The 18,530-nt window shown below is 39.6% G+C and carries 11 protein-coding genes; 1 reads left to right on the top strand and 10 read right to left on the bottom strand.

Features of this window, described 5'->3' with window-relative positions:
- Window positions 1–39 precede the first annotated feature (39 nt).
- The 5 genes from ACH8E3_RS10745 to ACH8E3_RS10725 form a co-directional block, all read right to left on the bottom strand.
- Window positions 40–1,716, bottom strand: coding sequence for a type 2 periplasmic-binding domain-containing protein (locus tag ACH8E3_RS10745; RefSeq protein ID WP_458632636.1), 1,677 nt, complete (start codon window positions 1,714–1,716; stop codon window positions 40–42).
- A gap of 122 nt (window positions 1,717–1,838) precedes the next feature.
- On the bottom strand, window positions 1,839–3,371 hold the full coding sequence (locus ACH8E3_RS10740; RefSeq protein ID WP_458632635.1) for a response regulator transcription factor: 1,533 nt from the start codon (window positions 3,369–3,371) through the stop codon (window positions 1,839–1,841).
- Window positions 3,372–3,397: 26 nt separating this feature from the next.
- On the bottom strand, window positions 3,398–4,987 hold the full coding sequence (locus ACH8E3_RS10735; RefSeq protein WP_458632634.1) for a sensor histidine kinase: 1,590 nt from the start codon (window positions 4,985–4,987) through the stop codon (window positions 3,398–3,400).
- Window positions 4,988–5,215: 228 nt separating this feature from the next.
- Window positions 5,216–6,751, bottom strand: a complete 1,536-nt coding sequence (locus tag ACH8E3_RS10730; protein WP_458632633.1) for a response regulator transcription factor — start codon at window positions 6,749–6,751, stop codon at window positions 5,216–5,218.
- A 102-nt stretch (window positions 6,752–6,853) separates the two neighbouring features.
- Window positions 6,854–8,482, bottom strand: coding sequence for a glycoside hydrolase family 43 protein (locus tag ACH8E3_RS10725; protein ID WP_458632632.1), 1,629 nt, complete (start codon window positions 8,480–8,482; stop codon window positions 6,854–6,856).
- Window positions 8,483–8,784: 302 nt separating this feature from the next.
- On the opposite strand from ACH8E3_RS10725, the gene ACH8E3_RS10720 reads away from it, so the two are divergent.
- Window positions 8,785–13,188 carry an endo-1,4-beta-xylanase gene (locus ACH8E3_RS10720; protein WP_458632631.1) on the top strand — a complete coding sequence of 1,468 codons (4,404 nt, stop codon included), beginning with the start codon at window positions 8,785–8,787 and terminating at the stop codon, window positions 13,186–13,188.
- A gap of 360 nt (window positions 13,189–13,548) precedes the next feature.
- On the opposite strand, the gene ACH8E3_RS10715 is transcribed toward ACH8E3_RS10720, so the two are convergent.
- The 5 genes from ACH8E3_RS10715 to ACH8E3_RS10695 form a co-directional block, all read right to left on the bottom strand.
- The gene (locus tag ACH8E3_RS10715; RefSeq protein ID WP_458632630.1) at window positions 13,549–13,749 is read right to left on the bottom strand and encodes a hypothetical protein; all 201 of its coding nucleotides are present in this window, start codon (window positions 13,747–13,749) and stop codon (window positions 13,549–13,551) included.
- Window positions 13,750–13,929: 180 nt separating this feature from the next.
- Window positions 13,930–14,529, bottom strand: coding sequence for a response regulator (locus tag ACH8E3_RS10710; protein ID WP_458632629.1), 600 nt, complete (start codon window positions 14,527–14,529; stop codon window positions 13,930–13,932).
- Window positions 14,526–15,662, bottom strand: a complete 1,137-nt coding sequence (locus tag ACH8E3_RS10705; RefSeq protein ID WP_458632628.1) for a sensor histidine kinase — start codon at window positions 15,660–15,662, stop codon at window positions 14,526–14,528. Before ACH8E3_RS10705 ends, ACH8E3_RS10710 begins: the two co-directional genes overlap by 4 nt.
- A 73-nt stretch (window positions 15,663–15,735) precedes the next feature.
- Window positions 15,736–16,791, bottom strand: a complete 1,056-nt coding sequence (gene desA / locus ACH8E3_RS10700) for a Delta(5) desaturase DesA (protein ID WP_458632627.1) — start codon at window positions 16,789–16,791, stop codon at window positions 15,736–15,738.
- A gap of 229 nt (window positions 16,792–17,020) precedes the next feature.
- Complete coding sequence (locus ACH8E3_RS10695) at window positions 17,021–17,794, bottom strand: C40 family peptidase (protein WP_458632626.1); 774 nt, start codon at window positions 17,792–17,794, stop codon at window positions 17,021–17,023.
- Between the last annotated feature and the right edge of the window lie 736 nt (window positions 17,795–18,530).

The raw sequence follows: 18,530 nt of genomic DNA, 5'->3' as shown, positions 1-18,530 counted from the left end.
CATCCCTCCACCTTTCGATTTATTTAATTTAAATATTACTTATTTACTCCAGTTTTTAATTCTCCATTGAATCTGTTCGTTCATTCTCTTTTCATATGCAGGGATATTGGCTTTACCAATCTCAGATGTATATTCACTCCATACATCCTCGAATTCATTTGGAGAGGACAATATAGCCTTAGGTAAATATTTGGTAGACACGGCATTACGCTGCGTATCGCTGATTTTAGCTTCCGATCCTTCAATCAAATCAATCTGCCATGCTGGATAATATACAGGGTTTGCAGGCGGAGCAGTAAAGAAATCTACAAAGGTCTTATATCCATAGGCATCCAATACTTTCTTATCATATGGTTTCAAACTAGCATAGAACTCTTCTGACTGACCCGCTGGATCACTCGCGTTGCCATTCGAAAAGGTCCCCTCGAATTTAGGCATATTGGCATATAGTGCTTTTGCCTTGTTAGACAATTGCCATGTAGCATCTACACTTGCCACACGTTGTTCTTCTGTGCGTTCATACCTACCCTCTGCATTCACGAAATAATCTTCGCCTTCAATTCCCCAAGAGAGAATTGTTTGCCACTCTTCACTAATCAGCTCATCGAACAATTTAATAATCTTAACTGGATCTTTGGCATTCACACTGATTCCAAAACCATTGTTTAGATTAATAGGCTGCAGATCGCGATAATATTCCTTAGTGCCTTCATCGAACACCAGTGGGAGTCCTATATACGTTCTTTCATCCTTACCTTGAGTTTGTAGTGATTCCTCTGCACTACTGAAATTCCAGTGTTGATCAAACATACCTAGAACGGTACCACTGGACACCTTAGCCAAATACTGATCATAGTTTTGTACGAATGTTTCCTTATTGATTAAACCTATATTGTTCATTTCATTTAGCTTTTTAAAATACTTCTTAGCATAATCCTTATCTGCATGAATTTCTGCGACGCCATCTTTTACAACAACTCCACCATCATTAGGATGTCCAATCAAATGCTGTGGAGCATTAAAGAGGCTCCAGTTTCTCCAGTCATAGTTCAAAATTTCAAACCCAGACGTTGGAGCTCCATCAATTGTAGGGTACTTTTCCTTATATTTAGCAATCAAATCGAAATATTGATCCAACGTGGTGACCTTTGGAAAATCAAATTCCTCCAATACAGCCTTTTGGATCCAGAACGCAGGCCCTGAGTACCAATTAACATTAAAGTTACCTGTGTATGCTCCATAATTTGGAAGCATGTAAATATGTCCATCGTCTGGATCCTTCATCTGGTTCCAGTAATCTGCATAATGCGCTTTCAAATTTGGAGCATGTTCCTCAATAAGCTCCTCAAGTGGAATGAAGGCACCTGCATCGGTGAGTTTTGAACCTCCGGTCAATAAATCGGGATAATCCTCACCAGCGATCATAACACCTAGCTTTTGGTTGGAGTCCCCTGCAAGAAATTCAAACTTGAAGGTAACCCCCAGCTTTTCCTTCATCATTTTATAAATTTTGTTATCAGGCGTAGGTTGTTGTCCCGGCTCATTGATGTACACGGTTACATCGAACGGCTCAACTACTTCTGTCTTATCTGTTGTAGTAGCATCGGTTACTGGTTTCGCATCATTATTACCATTACCACATCCAGTAAGAATAAAGCTGAGTGATAACAACATAATCATGCTAACTTTAAAGATTGATTTAGACTTGCCCCTCATTTTAGCACCCCCATTATATGTATTACACCAAGGGATGAAAGCCCTTACATGTAATCTATTTTATTATATAAATAATGATATTGTGAAAATACGCTCTTATTAAAGGACTACCCGTGAAAAGGTTAGGACATCCTACTTTTATACTCATTGGGTGACATATTCATCCTTTTTGAGAATTGCTTTGAAAATTTATCATAATTGGAATAGCCCACAAGCTCGGCAATTTGATTGTTCTTGAACTGATTTTGACGAAGCAGGCCCATTGCCTCTTCGATCCGTAAATTATGAAGTAGTTCATTGAAATTGATCCCATTTTTCTTCATCAGTAGTTGTCCTAGATATACTGGATGTAGATAAAATATGTCTGCCAATTTTTTAATGGAAAGATTCTCACGGTAATGTTCAATAATATAGTCGTTGATTTCCTTGATAACTCCTTGCGAGTTTCCCCTTTGATTGTCTAATAGTATATCAATACTCTCTTCACCAAAGGATCGTAAGTTATCCATAATATCTGACAACGTGAACGATAAGTTTGATATTTCAGCCCATTTAAATTTCGTGTACAACAATTCAATTTGAGCTTCATTTGTTGCCCGTATTGATTCCATCACGACGTAAACAATGTGAATGATGATCTTTCTTATAATCTCAGGGGCAACTAGCATTTCACGAAAACTCGCAACTGCAGAGTCTATAGCCGACCGAAGACTTACCTTATTAACTAATTCAATAGCCTGGACAATAGCATCTGTATAGCCGATTTGATGATAATGATAACTAAAATGAATATCCTTTATATCATGATATATAATAAATGAGGTGTAATCCTCATAATAAAATGTATACATCATGGCTTCCTTCGCCGTCTGGTAACAGTTCCCTATACGAAATAAGCTCTGCTCACTGGCACCTAGGGACATGAAAGCTCGAGCACCACAGTGATGTAATAATTCAGAGAACAAAAGATGAAAGGATTCGTTCTGGTTTTCGTCCGGAGAACATCCGTATACGAATCCGAAACGATTTGGCTCAAGATCAATCATAAACACCGCTTCATGCGCTGCCATTAATTTGACAGCCGATTCTCTTAGTCCTGCCTTCAGTCTTTGTTCTGTCTCCAACAAGATGAAATTCCACTCCTCCTTGCTTGATGATAATTCTGTTAGAACCGAGCTATTTCTCTTGTCCGCAGCCACCCCATTCAGCATTTCCGTGATAAGGGTAACATTTTCTTCATAAGAAGCCTTCTGATGGAAATCTTTGATTTCTGCCTCTTTCTTTAACTGCTTATAAATATCCCTTAATTCCTCTGTAGCCTCATCTGCCATTATTGGCTTCAGAAGGTAATGATGAACTCCGTAGCGCATTGCCTTCTGAGCATATTCGAACTCACTATAAGCACTCACAATAGCAAATCTAACAGCAATAGAACTTAACCCTTGGGCAGCTTCTATCATCTCCAAGCCATTCATAAGTGGCATCCTAACATCTGTAAGTACTAAGTCTGGAGCAAGTTGCTCGATCATCTGCAATCCTTCCACCCCATTACTGCACGTCCCACAAATCTCGAATCCCAATTCATTCCAGTCGATCAAGAGTTTCATTCCCTCAAGTCCATTGGGCTCATCATCTATTAAAAGAACTCTAAACACGGCATAATCCACTCCTTTGTCGGAAATTATGTCTGATTAAGATACTTGAGTGGAATTTCAAAGGAAACCTCCATACCTTGGTTCGGACTGCTAGACAGATTAAACTGAACTTGATCGTTATAATATAACTCAAGTCTCCTATACACATTTCTAATTCCAACATTTTCGCCCTCCAAGCTGTCACTACGAATAGAAAGCATAATCTCCCTAAGCTTACTTTCTTCCATTCCTTTACCGTTATCCATAACGCTAACACAGAGTCGCAAATCTCTTATAACAACTCTCACCATAATAATCCCTTGTCCCTCTATCGTCTGTAAACCATGTTTACAAGCATTTTCTACAAGTGGCTGAATGCTCATTTTGGGAATCCTATATTTAAGCGTTTGCTCATCTATTTCAAATTGATATTGAATTTTATCTCTAAAGCGAAACTTCTCAATTTTCAAATACATTTCTATAAAAGACAACTCTTCTTCAAGTGTAACAGCGTCTTCCTTCCAACTGAGAAGTCTTCTAAGTATCTTAGACAAGTTTTTTATTATATCTGTAACCTCGGAATAGTTATTTTTGGTGCAAACAACTAAGATCGCATTCAATGTATTAAACAGAAAGTGAGGATTCATCTGACTTTGCAGGAAGTTCAGTTCTGCTCGTACCCTTTCCACCTCTAAATCCTTCTTCTGAATCTCCAGTTTATATACATCATTAATCAAGGAGTTAATCTTTGTCGTCATCGTGTTATAATTGCGAATCAACTCACCAATCTCGTCACGTCCTTCATCCATATGGATCAGATCAAACTTCTCATTCGTTAACTTCTGCATATGTCTGGATAGCCGCTTCACCCGATAGTTATAGGATCTTAACAGAGCGAATATAAATAGAAATGCAACGAAGGTTATCGTTGCCGCAAGAAATCCAGCGAATAACCACATATCTCGTATAGAACTTGAAATTCTCCCTTCCTCAGGGACACCAACTATCCGCAGACCCTTCATATAAGAAGCATTGCCAACAGATACAATATGAACATTCTCTTTCCCTTCAAGTTGTGATAAATCATAACCAGCATAAGAGTCTTCTTTGCCATTCAGATAACCATGGTCCGCTGACATAATAATCTGATTACTCCCATTGACTAGATACAACTTCATATATTCTTGCTCTCGAATAATAATCTCATATACTTTTCTAATATCTAAATCTATTTTTATCAGCTTAGTATAGTAGTTCAAGTTAGTGAAGTAATCCATTCGTTTCACGATACTTAAATAAGGGACTATTGAGGCTGGATTAATCACATCACTTCCACGATAAGTAGTTACCATGAGTTGACCTGTATAAGAAATCCACTGTTTATACCAGTCACTGTCCATGACCTCTTGATTTATAATATAATAGTTACCACCTGACAGAATCGATTTATTATTCGTAATAATATTGATATTCCTAATCTGATTATTGACTGGCACGAAGTTATTGACTCTATCCCTAAGTTGATTATCGTAAGCTTCGTAAAAACCTAACGAATTATCATACGTATGATCAAGCAATTTATACAAATCTCTATCAATTGAAAGAGCATGACTAACAGCAACTCCGCCTTCAATCAAATCAACAATATCCCTCCTAGCTCTTTCGAGCGAAATATTCAAGTTTTGTTGCTCCCTGGATTTAATCATCTCCGTAATTCGACCAGTGAAAAGCATGTTAATTGCCAGAATCGGAACTAGTACGCCTAAAAAGAAAACCATCATGAATTTTAAATTGAGTGGGATGTCGTTAATTTTTTTAAATTTGAATTCCCCTATCATTATCTGGACACCTTTCTGTTCCTATAGCTAGTTGTTGTCATCCTTGTTTCTATACTCGGAGGGAACCATACCTGTCATCATTTTAAATTTACTAACAAAATAATCCGTACTAGGGTAACCTATACGGTTTGCTATATCCGATACTTTTAACTGCGTTCGTTTGAGCAGTCTTTCTGCCTCTTCAATTCGCTTTTGATTTAGGTATTCATTATAGTACTGACCTGTATATCTCTTGAACAGTTGCCCTAAGTAGGTAGCGTTCATATGAAAACGTCTTGCCAAGTCCTGAAGCTGTAACTTATTGTGAAACTCACGATCCACATATCGAATAACGTTATAGATGGTATTATCTTCATTCTCAAGTTGTAATTTCACTAAATAAGTAGCCGTCATCATACATAACTCATAGACATACTCCTGTATGATTCCAAAATCTAAGTTCTCAAGATTTCCATACTTCAACTGCTGCTGTTGCATGATGGTATCTGGTTCCCCATTCACTTCTACTATTCGTCTGCACAAGGATAACTCCAAATTAGCCACATGCCTTTTCACTAATTCGATACCCGAACAGTTCGCCGAAAAGGAAGTGAACGCTTCTCTTACACAGAGGTCTATTTCTGCTGAATCATTACTTACAACCCTTTCAAGCAATTGCTTAAAGACATCCATATGCGTAATATCATTCATCTTACTGCCCTCAAAATCACTGAAACAAAACATTCTCTGATTACCCCGATGATATCTCATCTCCAAAGCAGTCATTGCCTGCAAATACAGTGTTTGGATAGATTGTATGCCCCTCATCCTACCGCTGATTGAAACAAATATTGACTCTTTACTAGGATGCACTAACTCTTGTTGAAGTAATAGGTATATCTCTTCTCTCAACCTATGTTCAGAGATGCAATCAGACTCAATTAGAACTCCCCTTCGTCCAGCATCATCGCTAAAGAAATGCGATACGGTATAAGAGAAATATTCTCCTAGAAACTTTTGCAAATCGAAATTATATTCTGATGTTTCGATCAGAATACACGTCAATTCCACTTCGCCATGCAAGTTCATGACCTGCGCAACTTGAAGTTCTAACTCTGCACTGAACTCACCCTTAATCAAACGATTAACCATACTGTTGGCTATACATGACTGTTTTATATAGCGATCTTCTTCAGTTGCCCTCTCATTAGCAATGGTTATACTCATTTTGGCTAATAACACTTCTATCGCTTCGTCATCTATCGGCTTAAGCAAATACTCATCCACCCTTTGTTTCATCGCTGTTTGAGCATATTTAAAATCATCGTACCCACTTAAAATAATAAATTTCGGCGGATTCGTCATTGTTTGATTTACTTTAGTAATTAACTCAAGCCCGTTGAATACGGGCATATTAATATCTGTAATAACTAATTCTGGCTTGTGATCTTGAATGAATTTAAGAGCACTCAACCCACTCAACGTTTCTCCACAAATTTGAAATCCATATTTCTCCCAATGAATCATCGTTCTTAATCCCTCGAGAACTAATGGTTCATCATCGACCAAAAACACATTCATCATAAGATTCGCTCCTCTCAGCTTAATACATATAATGGATGAGATACATACAAATCAAAGAAGCTGAGCTGTCCTACGAAGGGCGGCTCAGCCATTTTTTCAACATTACATTTTGAGATAAGTGAAATAATCAAAGTCTGCCAACATTCTCTCACCCGTTAAATCCTGTACACACAAGCCAACAAAGGTACCTGTAAAACCCCAGTCCGTAAATGTACCATCGATAAACTTCGTGCAATACTCATCCGACAGTTTGGAAAGATCAAGTGGATCACCGATTTGCATCCAGTGTTGTCCATCTATTGAATACGAAAATTGCAATACTTCCTGCCTTACATCGGCTCTCAAATGAACTTCCTTCGCTTCACCCAGTGAGACTTCCTTAGGTAATGGCTCATCATAGACGCCATTGTCGCTGGTAATGATTCCAAGACACTTTCCTGCCTCCTCATGATGAGTGACACGTAAATAATAATGATGTTTATTGTTATAATATACGACAAGGCCTGCCATTTGTTGGAATGAAGTAGGCTCGAATTCAAGCTTAGTCTCCATTTGCGAATGCAAACTTTCCAGTCTTCTTGCGACAAGGCTTTGCTCATGCTGTGAATTAAGTGATTCTCTCCCTCGAAGACGTAAGAATCCGGGGCGTTCCTTCAATGTAAGCCAAGATTCATCATGCGGAACGCGTAGCGTATCCCAGTTTTCACTAAGCTCTTCCTTATCGAACTCATCTCGATCGTCAGGTGGGTCCTGCAAATATTCGGCCAAAGCTGGCGGCTGTACATCAAGCTGAGGTTGATTCGTGCCACTAGCAAGTCGCAACCATCCATCTTCGGTCCACTCGCAGCGCTGAAGCGCTGTCTCACGTCCTAAAGGAGATCGGGCAAGCTTAGCAATCGGACGAGAGCACAGATGCGCGATGTACCACTCACCTGATTGTGTCTCCACAAGACTGGCGTGACCAGCCTTCTGGAGTTCAAGCTTAGGTTCTCCAAATGAAGTGAGCATCGGATTAGCCGGATCAAGCTCATATGGACCTTCTATCTCCTTTGAACGGGCCATGGTGACGGCATGTTCGTAACCCGTTCCACCTTCAGCCGTCATCAAATAATAATAACCATTGCGTTTATACAAATGCGGCGCTTCCGTACATCCTAGTTCAGTACCTTTAAATATGAGTCTCTTCGATCCCATTAGCTTCTTCTCTGCCACCGAATATTCTTGTAGTACGATGCCATGGAATGGATTCCGGTTTTTTCTATGGTCCCATACCATATTGAGCAACCAGATATGTCCATCCTCATCATGAAAGAAAGAAGGATCGAAACCGCTGCTATTTAAATAAACAGGATCTGACCATGGGCCGGTTATTGAAGATGCTGTAATGACATAATTATGCGTATCTTTATATGCACCTGAGTAACTTTTCACATCTGTGTACACCAAAAAAAATAGACCATTACTATAACTGAGGCATGGTGCCCATACCCCACCAGAGCTTGGATTTCCGCGCATATCCAGCAGCCTGCGGGAAGCTAGTGGACGATCCAACAGCTTCCAATGTAACAGATCCTTCGAATGATGTATACGTACCCCCGGGAACCATTCAAAGGTTGAGGTGGCAATATAATAATCTTCGCCTACTCTCAGAATGGATGGGTCCGGGTTAAATCCAGGTAAGATTGGGTTAGTAATCCTTCTTTTTTCCACATTCTTAACTCCTTTTGTCATACATTGTTATGTCTTACTAGTCAAAATCCCCACGGGGACATGATGTGCTTTGAGTAGGTATACTTTTACCTAGTATATCAAGTACTAGTGATTGGGTACATATCCATAACAACAATCAATTTACCCAAATCGTTCATTAAAATATAGATATTTAAAACTATTGATTAGAGATATCAGGATAATATTGTTCTAATATTTGAGGGGGGACATCCTTTACTTTTACAGGTATTATTATCATTATTTCATTGCTAAGGTTGTTTGTAAGCGATTACATCGCTTAATAATGATTTAGGGGGATGAATATGCGTAAAGTATTTACTTCGTGCTTGGCTTTCCTACTAATAATCGGTTTATTGATGCCGATAGGAAGGTTGGAGAACACAATACAAGCAGCTTCAACAATCGTGCTTGATAATGGATTTGAGGACGGACAGATTGGAGGCTGGAAAGCATTTAATTGCAACACAGGGGCACAGACGGTAGTTTCATCCGTATATGCAGCCAATGGATCACAGTCTTTGCTGTTATCTCAACGGGAAAGTAAAGACTGTAGTCCAAGCATTGACTTGAGTGCAATAATTACAGGGGGTCACAGCTATGAAGTTTCTCTCAAGGTCCGCCTTGGGACAGGTAGTGATAATGCACATATTGTTATGAAGTCGACTCAGGACGGAAATGACATGTATGATTGGGTTGTAGGTGATACAACCATCAACGATACAGGTTGGGTAACATTATCGAATCCTAATTTCACTCTTCCGACTAATGCAACGAATATGACCATGTATATCGAGACAAACACATCGATTGCCGATGTGTTTATCGATGATGTCCTCATTGTGAATACATCATCGGATGATAATTCCGGAGGATCTGGTACACCTCCAACGGGACCTACAGAATTCGGATATAACTTCGATGACGGAACAACTCAAGGTTGGGTCCACAGAGATGACACCCAATCCGTTGTTGTAGAGGCATCCAAAGAACAGTTCAGATCAGGTCCGAACAGCTTGAAGACAACAGGTCGTACGAAGGACTGGCATGGACCCACAATGAATGTTTTTGACAAGATTACGAAGAATGCGAAGTATGAAATCTCCGCTTTCGTTAAGCTTGTAGATACGTCTACAACTTCACACCCATTTAAAATCTCAGCAGAATTAGATGCTAGTGGTTCCAAGAGTTGGCTCACCATCGCTTCAGGGGCTGTCACGGGCACGGATTGGGTAGAGCTTAAGGGAACATTCACTTACAATGCGAATCTCACAGATCTTAACTTCTATATTGAAAGTTCAGTTGTAAATGCTTCCTTTTATCTGGATGATGTATTCGTCAAGATGACAGGTATACCGTCTGAGACTCCTCCAGTTCAATTAGATCTTGCAAAACTGAAGGATGTTTATCAGAATTATTTCCAGATTGGGGCAGCTTTAGAACCGAACAGATTGGAAGGAAAGAGCAAACAACTTCTGGATATGCATTTCAACTCGATTGTGGCAGAGAACTCCATGAAGCCGTCTTCAATTAGTTCGTTAGAAGATCGACATGATTTCGCAAACGCAGACAAACTTGCGGATTATGCACGGCAAAACGGATTGAACATGCGCTTCCACACTTTAGTGTGGCACGAACAAGTAGCAGACTGGATGTTCAAGACGGAAGATGGCACGCAAAACTTAACCCCATCTCCTGCAAATAAAGAACTCGTCCTTCATCGACTCAAGGACTATCTTGAAGTAGTCGTACCAAGATACGCAGATATTGCCTCTAGTTGGGACGTTGTGAACGAAGTAATTGATGCAAAGAACCCGGATGGTATGCGTTCCAATAGTCTCTGGTATCAGTTAACCGGAGAAGATTTTATTAAAGTTGCGTTTACTGAGACACGTAGAATTTTGGATGAACTGTATGCTAATGATCCAACAAAATATGCAGTAGCAGGGACAGCCAAACTGTATATCAACGATTACAGCACGGATAACCCGAGTAAAGCGCAAGCACTATTCAACTTATTAACTAGATTAGAGGCAGCAGGTGTACAGGTTGATGGCGTGGGGCATCAGACACACATCAATATTAATGGACCTTCTGTTCAGCAAATTTCTGATTCAATCAAAATGTTCGGTGAGGCTGGATATGACAACCAGTTAACGGAGTTGGATGTCTCTGTTTATACTAATAACACCGATGCATCTCAAGTTGTACCTGAAGAATTACTTGTGAAACAAGGCTACCGATATAAAGAATTATTCGAAGAGTTAAAGAAATTAGATGATATGGGTAGAACGGTCAACAACCCTGAAGGATGGATCAGCAATGTAACATTCTGGGGGATCTCTGATGACCACACATGGCTTCATAATCGTCCTGTCACTCGTCAAGATGCACCGTTCGCATTCGATATGAACTTCCAAGCAAAACCTGCTTATTGGGGCATGGTTGATCCATCGAAGCTAGTTTTCCTCAAGAAAACAGCTTATGCTGCAAATGGAAGTCCGGATCTGAGCACAGTCGATGATTTTGTCTGGCATACGGTAGCAGGAATTCCTTTAGATAAGAGTGGTACCCTGGAAGCAACGATGAAGACTCTGTGGGATCCAAATAATCTGTATGTAAAAGCTGTTGTAATAGACAACTCGAACTTGCCTGGCGATACGGTCGAATTGTTTATAAAGGATGGCGACAACATTACCACAGTGAAGATTGCGCGTGGATCTGCGAACAGCGTGGAAACGAATAATGGATACACCATCGTTGCACAAGTTCCGTTAAGTGGAAGCACAACTGGACGTATAGTATCTTTCGACATTCGCGTTACGGATTCCGGGTCAGATAATGGTTCGGAACATGGTAAGAATGGTAATATCATTTCCTGGAGCGATCTAGGCAATAACCAACAAGCGAATACTACTGGCTATGGTGATCTAACATTTATGCCGGCAGTGAAAACTTCCAAAGCGATTCATGGAACTCCGATTATCGGTCATGGTGATGCAATTTGGGCAATAGCCAATGAGATCTCAACCGACATCTGGGTGACTGGTACCTCAGGAGCAACCGCCAAAGTGAAAACAATGTGGGATTCCGGCCACCTATATGTGTATGCACATGTAACCGATAGTCTATTGAGTAAAAAGAGTACAAACGCGCACGAACAGGATTCGCTTGAAATATTTATCAACCCGAGCAACTCGAAATCATCGAGTTATGGAGCGGCTGATGGACAATATCGCGTCAACTATCTTAATGAGCAAAGCTATAATGGCGTAGCATCAGCAGATAACTTCCATACGAGAACTCAACTTGTCGATGGTGGTTATATCGTGGAAGCTACGATTGATTTAGATCCGAAATACACAGTAGCTGATAGTGTAATCGGATTCGATATTCAAGTGAATAACGACGAAACTGGTGACGGCACAAGAAGTAGTGTCGCGATATGGAACGACCCGACAGGTAGCTCCTACGAGAACACCTCTAGATTTGGGGCGCTTGAATTAGTAGGTAAGCCTGGTAGTGGTGGCATAGATAACGGAGATAAAGATCCAGTGGTTACTCCTCCCTCCACTCCATCTACTCCAGTAAATGGAGACGGGAATGTGATTACAGGTGGAACTGTGAAAGTTTCGATCCATGCTTCTGACTTTAAAAATGCCCTTTCGGAATCTAAAGCTGGGTTGCTAAAATTCCAATTGAAAGGTACGGTTGGGTCGAAGCAGGTATCCGTTACTATCCCTGTAAATCAGATTCAGGCCGCTAAACTGGCAGGAATCACAACAATCGAAATTGCAGCAGGTATTGCGACTGTTCAATTACCAGTATCCTTGTTCGAAGGAGCAGACAGTACAGCAAGCGTTGAACTCAATATCAGCAAAGTTGATCTCGATACATTATCTGAAATGGCTCGCGAAACCATCGGATCGAATACTGTTTATAACCTCGATCTAAGTGTTGGCGGTCAGAAGATAAGTAAGTTCGGTAAAGGTCAATCCGTTAGGGTCTCCCTACCGTATACATTGAAGTCTTCGGAGAATCCTAACAAAGTCGTTATATACTATTTAACTGACAATGGTAAATTGGAAATCATTAAGAACGGAAGATACAACACTTCAACAGGTATGGTTGAATTTAATGCGACCCACTTCAGCCAATATGCAGCAACTTCAGTCGATGTGAACTTCAACGATGTAGCTTCCATCATTTGGGCCAATGATAGCATCCTTGGTCTTGCAGCTCGTGGAATTGTTAATGGTGTATCTCCACAAGTCTTTTCACCAAATGTTTCTGTGACAAGAGCAGAGTTTATCCATATGTTGATTCAAACGTTGGATCTAAATCAAACCAATGCTAGTAGCACCTTCAACGATGTTAAGAAAGACAGTTGGTACTACAATGCCGTTGCATCTGCTCAGAAACTCGATATTACATCCGGCTTGTCGAATAACTCATTTGGTATTAACGATCCTATTAGCCGTCAGGATATGATCGTAATGGTATACCGTGCCTTACAATTGTCTGATATTCCATTAGACTTAGCAACTACTGTGGTTGACTTCAAGGATCAGGCGTTCATCGCAACATATGCGAAAGAAGCGATATCAGCTTTGCAGCACAATAACATCATTAACGGCATGGATGACGGTAACTTTGCACCGCTTGAGATAGCAAGCCGTGCGCAAGCAGCAGTACTCCTATACCATTGATTACAAATGAATTAGTGCTAGCAGATCCTATAATCACTAATGAAAGACAAAAAGAAGCAGCGTGTACACGCTGCTTCTTTTTGTCTACTCAGTCCAATATCCGTTGTGCAATGATTACTAATTATAATAATCTTTTTGTCCATTTCAGCTTCATTAGTCGACAAAATGTCGATCAATTGTAATGAAACTGCAATCTAATTTTCATCTTCTTTTAATGTTATAACGCTACAATGAAGTTACCCCTTTTAGTATATATAAATACATTGTACGAACCCACAACCCGTTGTTGTGGGTTCCTTTTTGTCTACATTAGACATGTCAGTCTATTCAGCTAGCATTCTAGATCTGTCGCATACGAAGTTAATGTATACTTAAATACTGTATATCCTGACAGGAGTAGATTTTCTCATCTTTGATCTGCATAATCTTTTGTGATAGTAAATGGGACTCTTGTTGCAAAGCAATGATTTTTGTACTTTCATCGGTAATCAGTTGTTCTACTGCCCCCATATCGTTGGCTATACGTGCTTTAAAAATAGACTCACCAATGATCAGGCGCAAAACCTCCTCTTTATTACCTGAAATCAATTATTATCTATTATTTGTTGCATTTTGTCATTACAAAAGATAAATATGCATTACTCATCTTATGTGCCCATGATTATTCATATTCATCATAAAACACCCCAATGGTTAGCGTCGCACGCTAACCGTTGGGGTGCATATTAATTGGTATGGTTTTTACTTGAACCATCCCTTTTCTTTAAATCGTGTCACTGCCTCCACTCGATTACCAACCTTAAGCTTATCTAGAATGACAGAAATATAATTACGTACCGTTCCCGTTGTAATATAGAGCTGAGCAGCAATCTCTTTCGTATTCTTACCACTGGCAACCAGTTGAAGAACTTCTTTCTCACGTTCTGTCAGAGGACTTTCCTCACCATATGCACCATCTACAAGTTCAGGTGCGTAAATTCGTCGTCCTCCAATAACACTCCGAATGCTACTGGCCAGTTCTTCACTCGGGCTGTCTTTGAGTAAGTAACTACTTACGCCAGCTTTAAGTGCTCGTTCGAAATATCCTGGACGAGCAAAAGTGGTCAAGATCATAACCTTACAGTCATACTCCTTCAATTCTTCCGCAGCATCAAGTCCCGTCTTTGACGGCATTTCGATATCCATAATACAAATATCAGGTTGGTGAAGGTGGACCAATTCAATTGCCTCTTCACCATTACTTGCTCTTCCAACAACGGTCATATCTTCTTCAAGTTCAAGTAATGACGCAAGAGCACCTAACAGCATGCGTTGATCTTCTGCTATGACTATCCGGATCATACCTCCACCCTCTCATCCATATTTTTTATTACATTCGGAACCGTAATGATTAGGTTCGTACCATTGTCCGACACAATCTCAAGTGTTCCATTTACGAATTCAAGCCTTTCCATCATCCCGCGCAATCCATTCCCTCTAATGCGATTGTTTCCTTTATCCATACCAACGCCATTATCTTGTACTGAAATAACTAAGTCCGTTCCTGTCGGTTCAATTGCAATGATACATTTTGTCGCTTCACTATGCTTGACTACATTGGTGACAGCTTCCTTAAGACACATGCTTAGCACGTTTTCCGTTAGTAATGAAGTATTCTTTAATATCGGATCCCCTATGATACTGTATTCTATTTCTGCTGCCTTCAATATTTGGCTCACACGGAACACTTCATCCTCTACTCTTGACCCGCGCATTTCCGTAACCATTTCACGTACTTCCTTCAAGGCACTCCTTGCGGTTTGACGAACATCATTAATCTCTACTTGAGCTTTAGTGATGTCTTTCGTCATCAACTTACTTGCAAGGTCACTCTTTAATCCGATCAGGGAAAGTTTCTGTCCCAATGTATCATGTAAGTCTCGTGCAATCCTTTGACGCTCCTCTAATTTGACAAGATCGGAAATACGCTTGTTAGCATCTTCAAGCTGGTCTTGCAGTTTATCATTCTTATTACGATTATAAGTGTTCACTGGAAGAAGAATCACACCGATCAGACTCATAATAATAAAAGGAAATTGCGTGATGAATAGAGACCCTTGCGTGAAGAAACCATAGTTAATACTTATAAACGTTGTCACCAAATGAACACAATACAGTGTAATAAATCCGGATTTATTCTGAATATTCCCAATAAATAACGCTAGAAAAACAGCAAAATAAACATAACCAAATAACAAGGTCATGCTTATAGAAATGACAATTTGCACACTCGTCCATATATAGATCGGCCAACCTTTTGTGATAAAGGACAATACATAACATCCCAAGAACACGAAGGTCATTACAATTCCTGTCGTAATCTGAATCGGAGATGATGATCGAAAGATGAAATAGAAAGGGAGGATAAAAAAGACGACCCATACATAAGGACTAAGTCCAGTACTCCTAAGGAAACTTTGATACCATTTCTGCACGGTCGTCCACCCTCTTCGTTAGTTAACTCCTTAATTCGATTGAATTCTAACATAAATAACGATATAAGTGTAACTATTCCTCCAATGGATTAGGAATACTTACTTTTAATTGCTCAACTCCGTTCTTCGAATTACGAAGGCGTTTCTTCATTTCTTTGAAACTAACAAATACTTTGTTCTTCTCATCCCACAGACGAAAGTTAAGCGATTTAAGACTAGTTCCTAAAGTGATTGTAGTTGCATTATGCAACGGCGGTGTATTATTATGGGCTTTTTCCAAATGATAGTTAGGAACTTTCGGATTCAAATGATGCACGTGATGAAAGCCAATATTACCTGTGAACCATTGAAGCACTTTAGGTAATTTGTAATATGAACTTCCTTCCACTGCTGCTTTCACATAATCCCATTCATCTTCATTCTCGAAGTAAGAATCTTCGAATTGATGTTGAACGTAGAATAACCAAATACCTAGTAATCCTGACACAAAGAATACTGGACCTTGCACCATTACAAAAGCCTGCCAACCTATAGCCCAGATCAGTAATGCATACAGAGTCACAATGGAAATATTCACAACATAGGTATTGATACGCTCTTTACGTTTTGCACCTTTACGGTTGAAACGATATTGGAACAAGAATACAGCGATAGGACCTACACCAAACATCACTAATGGATTACGATAAATGCGATACATTAATCTTTTGGATTTGGACGCTTCCGCATATTCATCCACAGTTAACAGCCACATATCACCTGTACCACGTTTATCGAGATTACTGCTTGTTGCATGATGCATCGAATGACTATATTTCCACTGTTCATACGGCACCAATGCAACTACACCTGTGATCGTACCCACAATTTTATTTGCTAGTTTACTTTTGAAGAATGATTGGTGTGTACAATCGTGAAATATAATAAAGGTTCTGATTACAAAACCAGAAGTGACAATAGCCAAGACTAAAGTCAATACGTATGAAACGGATAAACTCAAGTATGCTGCATACCAGAAGGCAATGAGCGGTACCATTGTATTTATTAGTTGTCTTACACTTGATTTCATTTCTGTTTTTTCGTAAGGGGCGACCTTTTTTCTTAGATTGACTTGTTTTGCTTCGGTCATTACATATATTCCTCCTCAGATTAGAAGCTAAGATAAAGCTATATTTATGTCACAGCACTTTACTCTCCTTAGTATAGGCAATTTCATCTGAGGATAACAGTCATAAACGTCCTATCACCTATATGACAAATGTCATATAAGTTTTACATAAAGAATATAACGAAGGCTCTATTCGATCTTGACTGAATAGAGCCTTCGTTATGACATTTGGATATCAATTCAATTCACGTTAGAGTGCGCTTCCACCGAATAAGAATCGCTTCTCCCAATGCGTACCCTTAATATTGTTCGTCTTAACACCGCCAGATTCCTTAGAGTACGTATGAAGAACTTCTCCATCACCAAGATATATAGCCGTATGAGTAATTCTAGCTTTGGACTTATCTATACCTGAATAAGCAGATGCACTACTCCCTTTATAGGACATGAAGTACATTAGATCCCCACGTTTTAATTGAGTCCAATCATTCTTTACTGCTCCTTTGTTCTTTACGTAATCTCCCTGACCTCTAGAGTCAGCTGGCAATTTTATTCCCGCGCCATCTATAAAAGCTTGGCGAATGAAATCAGAACAATCAAATGTAATCGTATTTGTACGACTTGATCCGAACTCATAAGGAGTACCTAGGTACTTCATACCTGCTGAGATCATCTTCTCAACGCTACTGCTCGGTGTATTATTATTGTTGTCGTTATTTGAATCTCCCGAAACTTTCGTCGTATATCTATCAGATGAAGATATATACCCTATTTTGCCTTCGACATTCTGTACTTTAAGCCATGATGCACCTGATTTACCTAAAACAACAATTTCCTCACCTTTTTTAAGCATTCGAATGACACTTGATGAACTTGATGGTGACTTTCTTAAATTCACTCCCCAAATGACTTGTGATGTAGCTGTTGCGGCTTCTACTGGTTGAATTAATGAGGGCAAAGATAGACTACCGAATAGTAATGCTGCTGAGAGTGATACTGTTATCATTTTTGTACGATTCTTCATGATGTGATTACCTCCTAAGATGCGCTTGTTCTAAGTGCTTGTCCTCATTGTAAAGCGCATCTTACCGGTAGTTAATCAGTCCATAGTCATGCCTCATCTATATCCTATCGGGTCAAAAGTAATGCTAGGTCATGCTCTAAATGGCTTAGATATCCATTTAGATATAGAAAGATAATAACAACTGAATATATTACAATATTGTAACCACTCGCATTTCTACCCTTTACTGAAGCTACAACGCTAAGAAAGAGGATATGATTGCGAATAGGTCTATAGACCCATTCGATCATTATATCTCCTGCAGTTATTGGAAACAGTTACCACGCTAATTAGCTCGTAGATTGAACATTTCATGAACGTGAAATTACAAAGAGGCTGTCCCAAAAGCTATGAAATAGCTAGGGACACCCCTTTTGTTTTTTGTAGGCGAAAGCTAGGTGTTTTTGAACAGACGCTCCGCGAACGGACCGTTCCTACAATCGCTGTGCTCTCCAAATTTCTGGATTGAAACCGTATAGCGGTTGAAATTTGGAGACCAAGGCGACCGCTGTCGCTTTTTCGGAATCGTTCCGTTCTCTGCGCTACTTTAAGCAGACTTTTGCAACTTTCCAACCAAAAATAACACAAAAAAATCGCTCTTTTTGGTAAAATGGAAGTACGAGCAACCATTTCAAAAGGAGTGATTTCTTTGTACATTCAATATACCATGGACCAACTTTTCCTGCCAATGGATTTA

The organism is Paenibacillus sp. CMAA1364 (assembly GCF_054373195.1).
This window is presented reverse-complemented; position numbering and strand designations above follow the sequence as displayed.

What these genes read in the sequence shown, in the direction of transcription:
- ACH8E3_RS10745 (WP_458632636.1), bottom strand. Translation starts at nt 1,716, where the DNA reads ATGAGGGGCAAGTCTAAATCAATCTTTAAAGTTAGCATGATTATGTTG.
- ACH8E3_RS10730 (WP_458632633.1), bottom strand. Translation starts at nt 6,751, where the DNA reads ATGATGAATGTGTTTTTGGTCGATGATGAACCATTAGTTCTCGAGGGA.
- ACH8E3_RS10725 (WP_458632632.1), bottom strand. Translation starts at nt 8,482, where the DNA reads ATGACAAAAGGAGTTAAGAATGTGGAAAAAAGAAGGATTACTAACCCA.
- ACH8E3_RS10720 (WP_458632631.1), top strand. Translation starts at nt 8,785, where the DNA reads ATGCGTAAAGTATTTACTTCGTGCTTGGCTTTCCTACTAATAATCGGT.
- ACH8E3_RS10710 (WP_458632629.1), bottom strand. Translation starts at nt 14,529, where the DNA reads ATGATCCGGATAGTCATAGCAGAAGATCAACGCATGCTGTTAGGTGCT.
- desA (WP_458632627.1), bottom strand. Translation starts at nt 16,791, where the DNA reads ATGACCGAAGCAAAACAAGTCAATCTAAGAAAAAAGGTCGCCCCTTAC.
- ACH8E3_RS10695 (WP_458632626.1), bottom strand. Translation starts at nt 17,794, where the DNA reads ATGAAGAATCGTACAAAAATGATAACAGTATCACTCTCAGCAGCATTA.